We start from the raw sequence: 12,884 nt of genomic DNA, 5'->3' as shown, positions 1-12,884 counted from the left end.
CAACATTATAATTTTACTATATTTAACTACTTTAGACAATAAAAAAACCTTTTTTCAAGATTTATATAAACTTACAAATCCTTTATTTTTTTCCTTCTAAAAACCACCTCATCTCTGAAACAATTATTTTGTGTCTGCTTTATCTAGCGACCATCGCTTTCGCTGATAATTTCCCCCTCTTCGAAAAATTACCAGCTTGGGCATTTTAAGCTTTTGCTTGTCTCCCCAGAGGTGGTTTCACTATATAATACAATGCTTACCTTAAGAATATATCTATGATATAATTGTAATATAAGCATTAATAAATAGAAAATTTATATGATATTAAAATTATTTTATACATTTTTTTTAGGCTTGCTTGTCGCCCTATTCGTAGGCTTAGGCATTGACGCTTTTTATGAAGGACCGCAGGCCCCTGATTATCCATCTGAGTTAAATCTGCAAAAAACTGATTGCGGAGAATATGCTGATTTAAAAGCAGAACAGGAGAAATTCGATCAGGATATGAAGAGTTTCAACGAAAAATCAAAGGCTTATAATCGCAATGTTTCTATAGCTTCATTAGTTTTTGCCATTTTGATTATGATTGTCAGCTTGACATTTTTTGCCAAAATCAAAATGATTGCTGACGGGATTCTTTTGGGAGGAGTTTTCACCACCGCTTACAGCATAATCAGGGGTCTAATGAGTGAAAATTCCAAATTCAGATTTATAATCGTGACCATAGGATTGATTATCGCCCTTATTCTCGGATATATAAAATTTATCCGTCCAAAAGAAAATAAAGAATAAAAAATCTTCATTAAAAAATAATAAAAATAGCCTCTTGAGGCTATTTTTATTTAAGATTGTCAAAAATATCACAGAAAAACTACTCGCTTGTCTGACCGTCAAATTCAGCCTCATTAGCTTCAGCTTCTTCCTTGGTTGACCTGAGGATACCATCTTTGTGATGGGCAGGAGAATAAATTGTGTAAAGCTTCAATTCTTCAACCTCAGAGGTATTTATAATATTGTGCTGTGCACCGGCAGGCACAACAATCGCGACACCATCTTTCAAGTCATATTCATTGCCATCAATGATGCATTTCCCTTCTCCTTTTTCAAATCGGAAAAATTGGTCATTTTCTTCATGGACTTCCATGCCGATTTCCTCTTTTGGCTTAAGGTTCATAAGAACCAGCTGGCTGTGTTTGCCAGTATAAAGCACTTTGCGAAAATTTTCGTTTTCCAAAGTGTCTTTTTCAATGTTGGCGCAAAATCCTTTCATATTTTTTATTAATTATTTAATTATTATTTACTTATATTTTTATCCAATTCCGCTTTTGATTTTAAGAAAAAATAGCCCACTACAATAAAAGTAAGTGCAGGGGCAAGCCAGCTTGGAATATGGAAACCGAAACTATCTAAAAGCATAATAATCCCTAAGCACAAAACGGAATACATAGCTCCATTTTTAAGATAAACATATTTTTTAATTCTATCTATATTTCCAACCGTAATTTGTCTTAGCACTAAAGCACCCAGACCGTTTCCTAAAACAATAAGCGGAACTGAAAGGGTAAAAGCAAAGGCTCCTAATACTCCATCAATAGAAAAAGTGGTATCAATCACCTCCAAATATAAAATCTTGCTTATATCCGACAATCCTTGCTTGCCACTATTCCCCAATAACTCTTTCTCCTGTTGTTCGGCATTTTGTTTAAATCCATGCGTGATAAAAAATGCAGTTGAACCCATAACAACTCCAAAAGCCATCATAGGATTGACCTTTAGGGCTAGCCAGACAAGAATGGCAAGTAAAATTGAAACGACTGCATAAAACCAAACTCCTTTTGAATGAAAAAATCTTTCTCCTTTAAGTCCATAATTCTTCGGTTCTATAAAAAGCCAGTGAAAAAATAAAAAAACTAAAAATGTTCCGCCACCAGATAAAAGTATCGGCGCAGACGTTTCGATAGCCTCAAGAACTCTAGGATCATTGCTAAAGGTAGCAGTCAGAGAACCGAACATGCCTAATGATGGATTAGTTGCCCAAACTATTGCCCACGGCAGAAGACCGCGCACAACTACAACTGCGAATAGTAGCCCCCACAATAAAAACCACTTTCGCGCCTTTTTGCTCATTGTGGACAAGACTTCAGCATTAATTACAGCATTATCGATACTGCATATTATTTCAAACAAGCATAGCCCTCCGACTATTAATATTATTGAAAATATGCTCATGTTTATTTTTGTTATTTGTTAATATTTTATTATAGTTTCATGTTGTTAATTACTGGACTTCTTTTTTTCTTCATCAATTTTTTTAAATAAATCTCTAGTCATCCATATGCTAGCAAGCATAACTAAGAAAAAAAGAGAATTAAATATCTGACCCACAAAGGAAAATATTTCATTTTTTACAAATAGCTCCATTCCCTGCGATATAAATAAAAACACAAGAGCCACAAAAAATATTTTGTATACCGTGTCCAGTTTCATTTCCGCTCTCCAAATAATTCCTAAAGTAAAAATTATTGAAAAAACCAGCATGCCCAAGGATAAAATTTTAAGAACGAATTCTGCGTATTGCATATTTTTTATTTTAATTTTTAACTAATAAATCCTTTTTTGTAGAGAACTTCTTCTGTGACGTGATTTCTTGATCTCTTATATATAATATATTCTCTCCTGATTAAAAAAATGATAATCGACAAAAATACTAAAAAGTACAGCCCGATCCATCCTAAATTATTTATTATATCATCGTAAGTAATAATATTCCCCGTTCCTATTTCCATTATAGGCCTATCTTTCAAGAAAAAAGATCTTTCCTGACTGATAATATTGTCTTTGACAGTCAAATTGGCCTGGAGTTTATATTTTCCGAGCTTCAAGTCATTTGGAAGATATATTTTTCTTGTTACCTTTTCGTTGTTTTTGAGATAAATTACATAAGGGTATTCTTTTATAACTTTATTATCAGGTGAAATAAGGACGAACGAAATAGTAACTTCGCCAAAATCATCTTTAACATTTAGGAAGGTAACTTCTATTTCCAGATTGTCGCCTCTAAAGACTTCTTTGCCTTTGTTGATTAGCAAACTAAAATCCACAGGCCTTTCGGCTAGTGCGGCATTTCCTTTTTGAGGCTCATTTATTGTATAAGAAGAAGGTGGTAAAATTGCTGTTTCATCTTTATCTTCATCGTCATCCTCATCTTCTCCATTACTTTTTTTCTGAATTTCAAATAAGAATGAAAATGTAGCTACAAAAGCAGGTTCTGCAGGATCGCTAGTCTCTATGTATAAAGTATTGGTTCCTTCTGATAGATCTTCTGATGGAAGCCATTCCCAATTACCACTGCCATCGGCTATGGTTGTTGCATAGATTGTTTTGTTCTTTTCTTGTATTTCTAATTCTATAATAGCATTTGAAATACTTGATGTTCCAGTAAATATTGGTCTCTTTTGTTTTGTCGAAGGGGTGCCACTGAAATCTTCAATATTTTTTCCGTCAAATGTGGTTACTTTTACAAAAGGACTTACGAAAACTGAAATCATTGTTCCAGCTATACGTCCTTCATTTTTAATCTCCGAAAAAGACATTTTTTGACTACCTATAAATCCGAAAATCAGGTAAGCAAAAACAAAAATGCCAGCTACCAACAGGTTATATTTTAATATTTTTTTAGTATTCTTTATTTTTTTCATCACTTGTAAAATTATATCATAAACTGGAAAAAAATCATATTGCTAGTTTATTTGGGCAAATTTTCAGCTAACTTTTTCAGATCCTTTGATAAGGGATTGTCCTTCCAGCGTTTAAGCAATGCTGCGATAACCTTCTGATAATTTGCAAGAACATCATTCCTTCCTGCATTAAACCTGTCAAAAACAGCCTCGCCCTCTCTATGATAGTCATCTATCAATTCACGCCCGTTAGCTAAAATATCAGCTGATTTTATTAAAACCGATGAATGGGAAAATTGCTCTATATGCTTCAAGGCTTTTTCCTTTCTTTTCGCCCAGGACAATCTTTTTTCTGTTTCTGTTACACTTAAAACATCACGAGCGACTTTTTTCCCAAACCTTTGCTCCAGCATTTTATAGTCAACTTTTTTTTCTTCTATTGAGTCCTCTATTGTATCGTGCAAAATTCCAGCTGATATTATATCCTCATTTTTTCCGATTATCGCCAAAATTATTCCTACGGTTAGTGGATGAGTGATATAGGAAATATCTTTGCCTTTCCTTTTTTGTTTTTGGTAAACATCATGCGTTTTAGTAGCAAACTTTATTGCCTTTTGAATTTTTTCTGTGTATTTCATATGTTTATATTATAATTTAATAATGAAATTTTTGCCATAAACAATAATAGATTTATCCAGTGCAAAAAATAAAATTTATTCATATTATATTTCATAAATTTATTTTACCGCCTTTTTAATTTTATATTATTTTTTTGGCAATAAATCTTTACTATTGAAGAAAATCATGTTAAAGTAAAAAAGCTTAATTCAAATAAATCAGGGAAAAACCATGAAAAATAAAGGAGAAAAAGAATCATACATACCTCAGAATAGAGAGTCTTATTGGCAAAATTTTTGGGAAAATGAGAAAATAAACAGATTTGATCCTGATTCAATAAAACCACTTTTTACTATTGACACCCCTCCTCCTACCATATCAGGATCACTTCATTTGGGCCATGTATTCTCATATACTCAGGCAGAGGTTATTGCACGATTTCGCCGTTTAGCAGGCTTTAATGTCCGCTATCCAATGGGATATGACAATAATGGTCTTCCTACTGAAAGGCTTGTCGAAAAAGAACACAATATTCAGGGAAGCACTATGCCTCTTGCAGAATTCGTAAAAATTTGTTTGGAAGTTACTGAAGTATATAAGAAAAAATATACTAATCTTTGGAAATCTCTTGGGCTTAGCATTGATTGGGATTTGTCATACTCTTCAATATCAACTGAATCTCAAAAGCTGGCACAAACGGTATTCAAGGAATTATACGAAAAGGATGCAATATACCAAAAGGAGGCTGTTGCACTTTATTGCCATAATTGCCATACATCTGTAGCACAGGCTGAAGTTGAAGATAAAGAAATTGATGCTATGTTTTATGATATTGTGTTTACTTGTGAAAATGGAGAAGAGCTTATAATTTCAACTACCCGCCCCGAGCTTCTGCCTGCTATCGTAGCTGTTTTTGTCCACCCAGAAGATGAAAGATATTTACCCCAGATTGGAAAGTTTGCAATTTCCCCACTTGGAAAAAAAGTAACCATTATTGCTGATGATAAAGTATCAGTAGAAAAAGGAACAGGCGCAGTTATGTGCTGCACATATGGAGATGAGACTGATGTTTTTTGGAAACGTAAGCATAATCTTCCAGAAAAAATTATTTTTACTCCGGAAGGAAAAATATCATATTTGGAAGACTTTCCAGAAATAGCAGGAAAAACAATAGGAGAGACAAGAAAAATTATTATCTCTAAGCTTCGAGAACTTAATGCAATCCGCAAGGAACAGCCCATAAAACATGATGTGGGAGTTCATGAACGTTGCGGTGTTCCAATCGAACTCATACCGACCAAACAATGGTTTGTAAAAGTTCTTGATAAAAAAGAAGATCTGTTGGACGCTGGACGCAAAATAATCTGGCACCCTGAATATATGCGAAAACGCTACGAAGAGTGGGTGTCTGGACTTAAATGGGACTGGTGTATATCTCGAGAAAGGTTTTTCGGCGTTCCTATTCCTGCTTATGTATGTGACTCCTGTGGCCATGTTTTCATTCCCGAAACAGAATCTTTACCAGTTAATCCAAAAATAGATACTGAAATTCATACTTGTGATTATTGCGGCAAAGGAAAAATGATTCCTGAAAAGAACGTCCTTGATACTTGGTTTACTTCAGCACTTACCCCTGATATAAACAACTACTTCCCTGGAAACGGAAAATTAACTGGAAAAATGTATCCTATGTCAATGAGGCCTCAGGGTCACGACATAATACGTACTTGGGTAATGTATTCTGTTCTTATGGCTTTCTACCGCCATCAAAACATTCCCTGGCGTGAACTTATGATTTCTGGCCACCTATTGCTTAGAAAGGGCGAAAAAATAAGTAAAAAAACTGGCGGAGGAAAACACAAGCCTGAAGAACTAATCGCTGAACATTCTGCTGACGCAATTCGTTATACTATGTATGGAGCTACCCTTGGACGAGATGCTTTTTATGATGAATTAGAGGTAAAAAAGGGAAAAAAACTTATAACCAAGATTTACAACGCAGGAAAATTAATTTTGGATAATCTTCGCGATTATAAAGGAGAAAAAATTTCAGAATTGGAGGCAATTGACAGATGGATAATAAATCGTGCTCATGCTACTGCAGCAACTATGGCTAAAGAATTTGAACGCTATGAATACAGCCACGCTAGACAAACTTTTGAAGAATGGTTCTGGAATGATTTATGCGATAATTATCTTGAAATTGTTAAAGGCAGATTATGGACTACTGAAGATTCTTCTCAAACAAAAAGACTATCGGCTCAATACGCGCTTTATCATGTATATCTTATTGCATTAAAAATGATTTCTCCGCTTCTTCCCCATATTACGGAAGAAATGTTTCATGCGGAGTTATCTCCTGAGGGTAAATTTACAAGTGACATAGATTCCGGATTCTTTGCCCATCATGAAGGTATAAATAGCATTCACCTTACTGATTGGCCAACTGGAGAAACAAATCTTCTCAATAAAGACGAATCTATTGGAATGGAGTTGATGCTTAAAGCCATTAGTGCGGTTCGAAAATATAAAACTTCCATTAAATTATCCGCTAACGCTCAACTTCCACCCATTATTCTTAAAGGAACCAAAGAAGAAAAGTATCTCTTGTTGCCTTTCTGGAATGATCTTGTTTTTGTAGCCAGAGCAGAATCTATTACATTTCAGGAAAATGATTCAGAAAATGAAATAACAAATAATCCCGTCATCATGCTTTCATAGAAAGGGACTGCGTATATTTAAAATACAGAAAGCTTAGCTGTGAATTATGAATTGCAATCTATTAAAATCGGGCTTAGTCAAAATATTTAAGTCCTGATTTTTTCAATTCTTTTTTTGCATTTTTTAAAAATTTTCCAAAACTTCGATTTTTTTCTTTTTTCTCTATTTCTGACATTTCATAATGCTCAGCCTCTCTTTTGAGACTGATATAATTGGCATATTTGCTTTCATCCAACTTACCCGCCTGAAGTTCCACTAAAACTGCGCAACCAGGTTCTTGTGTATGCGTGCAATCAACAAATTTGCAATTTTTTGACAATGCATTTATTTCATCAAACAAATCATTCACACCGGCGCCCGTGTCCGTCATTCCCACTTCCCGAACTCCGGGATTGTCAATCACAATTCCACCATTGGTCAAAAAATACATTTCTCGTCCGGTAGTTACGTGTTTGCCTCTGCCCGAACGCACTCCAATGTTTTCGGTTTTTATAATATCCTCTCCGATCAATTTATTAATTAGGGAAGATTTTCCGACGCCTGACGAACCGAGAAAACAATAAGTTTTTCCTGGGGCTATATATTTTTTTAATTCTGCCAATCCTTCATTGGTCAAAGTGCTAGTGGCAATAACATTAGCATCCACCAGCCGATTTTTTATTTCACTGATTTTTATTTCCAATTCTTCCCTCGAAATTAAATCTGTTTTATTCAAAATAACAACCGACTTTATGCCGCCATCGCTTGCAATAGCAAAATATCTTTCAATGCGATTCAGATTGAAGTCTCGGTCAATTGACTCAATGACAAACGCCACGTCAATGTTAGCCGCGATGATTTGAGTTTCATTTTTTTCACCAATTTTATTCTTGTCGCCATATTTTCTTTTCATCACGGTTCTTCTCGGCAATACTTTTTGGATTGTCGCCTGTTCTTTATCAGCCTCAGTAATGGCCACCCAATCTCCGACGGCCGGAAAATCTTCCCGCGATTTTGCTTTAAACATCTGCTTCCCTGTTATTTTAGCCAGATATTCTCCACTGGCATTTTTAATTTTGTATGCTCCCCTATGTTCAGCAATCACGCGCGCAACCTGAAAATTATCCAACTCAAATTTTTTTCGATTAGATTCAAAAAATTCATCCCAGCCTAAATCTTCAATTTTAATTTCTTTATTCATAGATAAATAATAACACAAAAACAGGGTTAAGCTCTATTTATTTTCTTCCACTAATCGCTGATTTCCTTTAGCATATTTTTACCTTTTTTACTTTAATTTTCCTGCTAAAAATTTTACTGCCTAATTTTTCAAATCTATCTGTTAGATCTGTGGAACAAAAAACATATTTTGAATTTTTTGCCAATTTTCTATTTAATTCAGGATGCCTTTGCAAATATTCTTTTAATTTTTTTGCAACAATTTTTGGCTCAGAAATTATTTTTATTTTTCCCCCAATTATTTTTTTAATTTTGTTTTTAAAAACTCCGTAATGAGTGCAGCCCAAAATCAATATGTCTATTTTTTTGATAAGTAATGGCTTTAGATACTTTTGCAAAATAATATCAACTGTTTTTGAATTTTGTTCGCCAGCTTCCACAATCGGTACCAACAGTGGACAAGGATTCTGAAAAACCTTCACCTTACTATCAACTTTCAAAAATTCCCTCTTAAAAGCATCAGACATTACTGTGCCTTTAGTCGCAATTACTCCAATCCTTTTGTTTTTAGTTTTTAAAATAGCATATTCAACCGTTGGAATAATCACGCCTAAAACTTGTTTCCGTGGATATTTTTTTGGCAAATATTCTTGCTGTATTTTTCTAAGAGCATCACTGGATACTGTGTTACAAGCAAAAATTATGATTTCGCATCCGCTGTTAAAAAGAAAATCTACTGCTTGTTTAGTAAATTCATAGATAATATTTTCCGATCGGTTTCCATAAGGCACCCGCGCTGTATCCCCTAAATATATGTAATTGTATTCCGGCAATTCTTTGATGAGTCCTTTCATGACATTTAGCCCTCCAAGACCGGAATCGAATATGCCAATTGCCCCGTTTTTTTTATTATTCATATTTCTTTCCTCTATTCTACCCCTGTTAGATAAGAAGACAAGACCAAATAAAAAAGGGTACAGCAATTGCCGAACCCTTTATTTTTTTCTCTTGAGATAAAATTATGACTGAAACATTTTGCAGAACTCTGCCGCTGACTGACTTGCGCGAAGCGATACTTCTTCAAGATTGGCAGGTCGCCAAAGTTCTCCCCTAGTGCTTCCTTGGACAAAGTTTCTTTTGGGCAATGGGCACCATAAAGCTTTAATTTTTTGCATCAAACCGATAAGTGCGGCTCTTACAAATTGTCCATAAACAATAATTTTCATTTAACCCTCCTTTATAAAAGTACTTTTAATAAATTTTAACATGAGGAAATAAAATAACAAGGACGCAAAAAACACCCTCCAGGGTGTTTTTTAAAGTCACAAGCTATTGTGGCTAGTCCTCAAGTTGTGTTATCCGAATTTGAACATTGACCGAAGTCAATGAAAGACCAATAGATTATACCCTGAATAAATTCAGAGCTTCACCTTAACTCCCTAGAAAGGAGGTGATTGTCGGCAAATTTTGGAAATGCTTAAATTGTTTTTATTTGTTTTGTTTTTCCGAAGATATTTTTTTCAATTCTTCAAAGGCTTTTTGGTCGTTGAATTTATGATTCCACTCCTCGGGATTTCCGTAATCGGCAAAATCCTTGTACCAATTATGATAAACTTTCGGTTTATGGGCAGCTTTAATCGGACACCAATATCTTTCTGTCCGGGCCGCAATCTCCAAAGAATAAGCAAAGAAACCGTTTGCATAACTGCAATACAGACAATTCACTTTTTGGATAACATTAAGATAATCAAGAAACTTTCTGTCGTAAACTATATATTCCCTTCTTTTGACTTTCGGAATACCATACAGAGGAAAAGCGGCCCAATGATAAACAGTGATGAATATGTCCAGGATCACTACAGGGAAAATCATCATATAAATAAAGGGCATGGAAAGAAAGTGACGGATACTTTTTGGAATAGCGTATTTCCAAGCAGGTATGCGAAGTTTTTTGTTTCTTTCCCTGATTTTTTCTAAAAATATAACCTTCCGCTGTTTTATCAGAAATCCGTATTTTTTCCCAAGCTGCGAATATTCTTTTCTTAACGCTTCATTTAGCAAATCTATTCTTTCAAGAATTTTCTTTATTTTCGATTCCATATCTATATTTTTTTACTTGTCAAAGTTTATTGTTCAATTATAACTTCCTCAAAAGCATTGACATAATTTCTCGTCATTTTTTCCGAAGAAAAATTTCCTAACATGTTTAAAATAATTTTTTCTGTCAATTCCATCAACTCTTTTTATTTTTTGGCTTCATCGTTAACTTTCCTATTTCAATAACCAAAACCAGCAATACTGCTTTTGCCACCAGCAAACTCCATTGGAATAAATTCAAGGGAATCAGATTTAGAAGTTTTTGGGTCGGAGGAAAATACGTGATAATAGTAGCTAAAAATAAACTAAAAATCACAACCGCAAAAAGCCATTTATTGGACCAAAAATTTTCATATTTCCAAAACGGTTTGCGAAGCGTCCGGCAGGAAAAAATATAAACAACAGAGCTGAAAGCCAGCGACATAAAAGCCATTGTCTGACCAAGAGCTACATTCCCTTGATATAAACCGAAGTACCAGAAAAAGCCGAGAGAGATAAGGCCGGAGAGAAGAGATATTGCTACAGTCAAAAAAATACTGAGCTTTCCAAAAATCGGTTCGTCCATTCTTTTGGGTCCATCAAGCATTGTTTCTTTTTCTTTTGGTTCGAAACCCAGAATAAAATCCTCCGGCCCGTCGCACAGAAGATGGAGCCACAGGATTTGAACGATTGTAAGAGGAAACGGCCAGTCTAAAATCAAAGCACCCATAATAACCACTACTTCCGCAAAAGAATTGGAAAGGATGAACAAGATTATCTTTTTGATATTTTCAAAGACCAACCTTCCGGCTTCAATTGCGGAAATAATCGTTTTGAAATTATTGTCCAGAAGTATAAGATCGGCGGTTTCCTTAGCTACCTCCGAAGCATCTCCCACTACTATTCCAATGTTGGATTTTTTGAGCGCTGGCGCATCATTTACGCCATCTCCGGTCATAGCCACAATTTCTCCCAGTTCCTGAAGAGCGGTAACTATCCTCAGTTTTTGCTCCGGAGTTACCCTGGCAAATAACAAAATGTTGGTAATTTTATTTTTTAATTCTTCATCGCTTAATTCTTCCAATTCGCTTCCTTTTAAAATCTCGCCGGACGAAACCTTCATTCCCAAGGATTCCATAATTTTTACTGCCGTGCGGTGGTAATCACCAGTCACCACCTTTATCTTTAGCCCCGATTCCCTGGCGATCGCCAGCGTTTCTTTCACTTCTTTTCGCGGCGGATCCCAAAGACCAACTATTCCACTCCACTCAAATCCGGATATTTTTTTGTTTTTTATTTCCTCTATCTCCTCCTGCGATATTTTTTTGTGAGCCAATGCCAGCACCTTTAGTCCTTTTTCTGCCCATCTGTGAATTTTGGATGTTATTATTTTCTTATCTTCCTCGCTCAAATTAGACATTTTCAAAATAACTTCCGGCGCTCCTTTGATGGCTATAAAATGATTGCCGCTGCCATCTGAAAGATGATTGGCTGTAAGCATAAATTTATGCTCACTGCCGAAAGGAATTTCAAAAACTCTGTTATATTTATCAAAATTTTCTTGCTGGTCAAAATCTTTTAACCCATCCAGATAATCCCAAAGCGCAATTTCCACAGTATCACTCCTGTCATTGCAAAGACACATTGCCAAAAAACTATTCTCTTGGTCGGAAAAATCAGTTTCAACAATCTTCATTTTTCCTTCTGTGAGCGTGCCGGTTTTATCCGTGCAAATTGTCGTAACCGATCCCAAAGTTTCCACCGCTAAAATTTTCCTGATAAGCGCTTTTCTTTTCAGGCTGTCACGCATTGCCAGCACCAATACCAAAGTAATAACAATAAGCAAGGCTTCGGGAATAATCGCCACCAAAAGAATGGCGGAAAGTTCGGCCATCTGCCAAAAATCCCGGCCGGTTGCAAAACCAAAAATAAATACCAAGACCGCCAAGAAAATTGAAATGTAAATTAAATTTTGGGTCAATTTTTTCAAACGGATTTGGAGAGTGGTTATCGGCTGCTGCGTATCTTTCAGGGTTTCGGCAATTTCTCCGATTTTTGTCGCGATGCCAATATTCGTCACTTGCATTACCGCCCGGCCGGAAGAAACAATCGTTCCCATATAAGCTTCTTCCCCTTCTTTTTTTTCCACCGCCTCACTTTCACCGGTTAAGATAGCTTCATTAATCAGAAAAGAGATTGATTCTAAAATTTTTCCATCAGCCGGAATCTTATCTCCGACAGCGAGAAAAACAACATCCCCCGGAACCAATTCTGACGCTTCAATATCCTGTCTTTGATTGTCGCGCAAAACTTTAGCGTTCGGTTTTACCAATTTTTTGAGAGCCGCCAAAGTTTTTTGCGTCTTATTCTCTTGAAAAAATCCCATAATAGCATTAACAACAACAACAGAGAGAATGAGTGCTATATCAAAATATTTATGAAGAAAGAGAGATATTAGAGCGGCAAAACAAAGAATATAAACTAAAGGGTTGGCAAACTGCGCCAGAAAAAGCCTGATTGCCGGAACGGTTTTTTCTTCCGGCAAAACATTTTTTCCAAACTTGATTTGATTTCTTTCAACTTCTTCCGATGTAAGATTTTTATATTTCATTTTTGTTTAATAGAAAATTAGTT

12 protein-coding genes are annotated in these 12,884 nt (G+C 35.3%); 2 read left to right on the top strand and 10 right to left on the bottom strand.

What is annotated here, in order from left to right:
- The first annotated feature begins 318 nt into the window (after nt 1–318).
- Entirely contained in the window at nt 319–792 is a 474-nt protein-coding gene (locus tag PLR68_00435) for a hypothetical protein (GenBank protein ID HOW60209.1), read from the top strand.
- A 79-nt stretch (nt 793–871) separates the two neighbouring features.
- Here PLR68_00435 and PLR68_00430 read toward each other — a convergent pair whose 3' ends face one another.
- The 5 genes from PLR68_00430 to PLR68_00410 are packed head-to-tail and all read right to left on the bottom strand — an operon-like array spanning nt 872 to nt 4,315.
- The gene (locus PLR68_00430) at nt 872–1,270 is read right to left on the bottom strand and encodes a cupin domain-containing protein (protein HOW60208.1); all 399 of its coding nucleotides are present in this window, start codon (nt 1,268–1,270) and stop codon (nt 872–874) included.
- 23 nt (nt 1,271–1,293) lie between these two features.
- The gene (locus tag PLR68_00425; protein HOW60207.1) at nt 1,294–2,229 is read right to left on the bottom strand and encodes a DUF475 domain-containing protein; all 936 of its coding nucleotides are present in this window, start codon (nt 2,227–2,229) and stop codon (nt 1,294–1,296) included.
- 45 nt (nt 2,230–2,274) lie between these two features.
- Nucleotides 2,275–2,580, bottom strand: coding sequence for a hypothetical protein (locus PLR68_00420; protein ID HOW60206.1), 306 nt, complete (start codon nt 2,578–2,580; stop codon nt 2,275–2,277).
- Nucleotides 2,581–2,597: 17 nt separating this feature from the next.
- Complete coding sequence (locus tag PLR68_00415) at nt 2,598–3,698, bottom strand: Ig-like domain-containing protein (GenBank protein ID HOW60205.1); 1,101 nt, start codon at nt 3,696–3,698, stop codon at nt 2,598–2,600.
- A 47-nt stretch (nt 3,699–3,745) separates the two neighbouring features.
- Nucleotides 3,746–4,315 (bottom strand): HD domain-containing protein, encoded by a 570-nt coding sequence (locus PLR68_00410; GenBank protein HOW60204.1) that lies wholly within the window; start codon nt 4,313–4,315, stop codon nt 3,746–3,748.
- A gap of 211 nt (nt 4,316–4,526) precedes the next feature.
- Here PLR68_00410 and PLR68_00405 point away from each other — a divergent pair, with 211 nt between their 5' ends.
- Entirely contained in the window at nt 4,527–7,016 is a 2,490-nt protein-coding gene (locus tag PLR68_00405; protein HOW60203.1) for a valine--tRNA ligase, read from the top strand.
- A gap of 73 nt (nt 7,017–7,089) precedes the next feature.
- Here PLR68_00405 and rsgA read toward each other — a convergent pair whose 3' ends face one another.
- From rsgA to PLR68_00380, 5 genes are all read right to left on the bottom strand, one after another.
- Nucleotides 7,090–8,196 carry a ribosome small subunit-dependent GTPase A gene (gene rsgA, locus PLR68_00400; protein HOW60202.1) on the bottom strand — a complete coding sequence of 369 codons (1,107 nt, stop codon included), beginning with the start codon at nt 8,194–8,196 and terminating at the stop codon, nt 7,090–7,092.
- 67 nt (nt 8,197–8,263) lie between these two features.
- On the bottom strand, nt 8,264–9,091 hold the full coding sequence (murI, locus tag PLR68_00395) for a glutamate racemase (protein ID HOW60201.1): 828 nt from the start codon (nt 9,089–9,091) through the stop codon (nt 8,264–8,266).
- 102 nt (nt 9,092–9,193) lie between these two features.
- Nucleotides 9,194–9,400, bottom strand: coding sequence for a hypothetical protein (locus PLR68_00390; GenBank protein HOW60200.1), 207 nt, complete (start codon nt 9,398–9,400; stop codon nt 9,194–9,196).
- A gap of 262 nt (nt 9,401–9,662) precedes the next feature.
- Nucleotides 9,663–10,274, bottom strand: coding sequence for a hypothetical protein (locus tag PLR68_00385; protein HOW60199.1), 612 nt, complete (start codon nt 10,272–10,274; stop codon nt 9,663–9,665).
- A gap of 133 nt (nt 10,275–10,407) precedes the next feature.
- Nucleotides 10,408–12,861: an HAD-IC family P-type ATPase gene (locus tag PLR68_00380; GenBank protein HOW60198.1), complete on the bottom strand. Its 2,454-nt coding sequence runs from the start codon at nt 12,859–12,861 to the stop codon at nt 10,408–10,410.
- Nucleotides 12,862–12,884: the final 23 nt, after the last annotated feature.

Source organism: Candidatus Moraniibacteriota bacterium (assembly GCA_035390125.1).
Taxonomy (GTDB): domain Bacteria; phylum Patescibacteriota; class Minisyncoccia; order Moranbacterales; family GWC2-37-73; genus DAOOTD01.
This window is presented reverse-complemented; position numbering and strand designations above follow the sequence as displayed.

Coding starts and splice junctions, on each gene's coding strand:
- PLR68_00435 (HOW60209.1), top strand. CDS start 319: ATGATATTAAAATTATTTTATACATTTTTTTTAGGCTTGCTTGTCGCC.
- PLR68_00430 (HOW60208.1), bottom strand. CDS start 1,270: ATGAAAGGATTTTGCGCCAACATTGAAAAAGACACTTTGGAAAACGAA.
- PLR68_00425 (HOW60207.1), bottom strand. CDS start 2,229: ATGAGCATATTTTCAATAATATTAATAGTCGGAGGGCTATGCTTGTTT.
- PLR68_00420 (HOW60206.1), bottom strand. CDS start 2,580: ATGCAATACGCAGAATTCGTTCTTAAAATTTTATCCTTGGGCATGCTG.
- PLR68_00415 (HOW60205.1), bottom strand. CDS start 3,698: ATGAAAAAAATAAAGAATACTAAAAAAATATTAAAATATAACCTGTTG.
- PLR68_00410 (HOW60204.1), bottom strand. CDS start 4,315: ATGAAATACACAGAAAAAATTCAAAAGGCAATAAAGTTTGCTACTAAA.
- PLR68_00405 (HOW60203.1), top strand. CDS start 4,527: ATGAAAAATAAAGGAGAAAAAGAATCATACATACCTCAGAATAGAGAG.
- rsgA (HOW60202.1), bottom strand. CDS start 8,196: ATGAATAAAGAAATTAAAATTGAAGATTTAGGCTGGGATGAATTTTTT.
- murI (HOW60201.1), bottom strand. CDS start 9,091: ATGAATAATAAAAAAAACGGGGCAATTGGCATATTCGATTCCGGTCTT.
- PLR68_00390 (HOW60200.1), bottom strand. CDS start 9,400: ATGAAAATTATTGTTTATGGACAATTTGTAAGAGCCGCACTTATCGGT.
- PLR68_00385 (HOW60199.1), bottom strand. CDS start 10,274: ATGGAATCGAAAATAAAGAAAATTCTTGAAAGAATAGATTTGCTAAAT.
- PLR68_00380 (HOW60198.1), bottom strand. CDS start 12,861: ATGAAATATAAAAATCTTACATCGGAAGAAGTTGAAAGAAATCAAATC.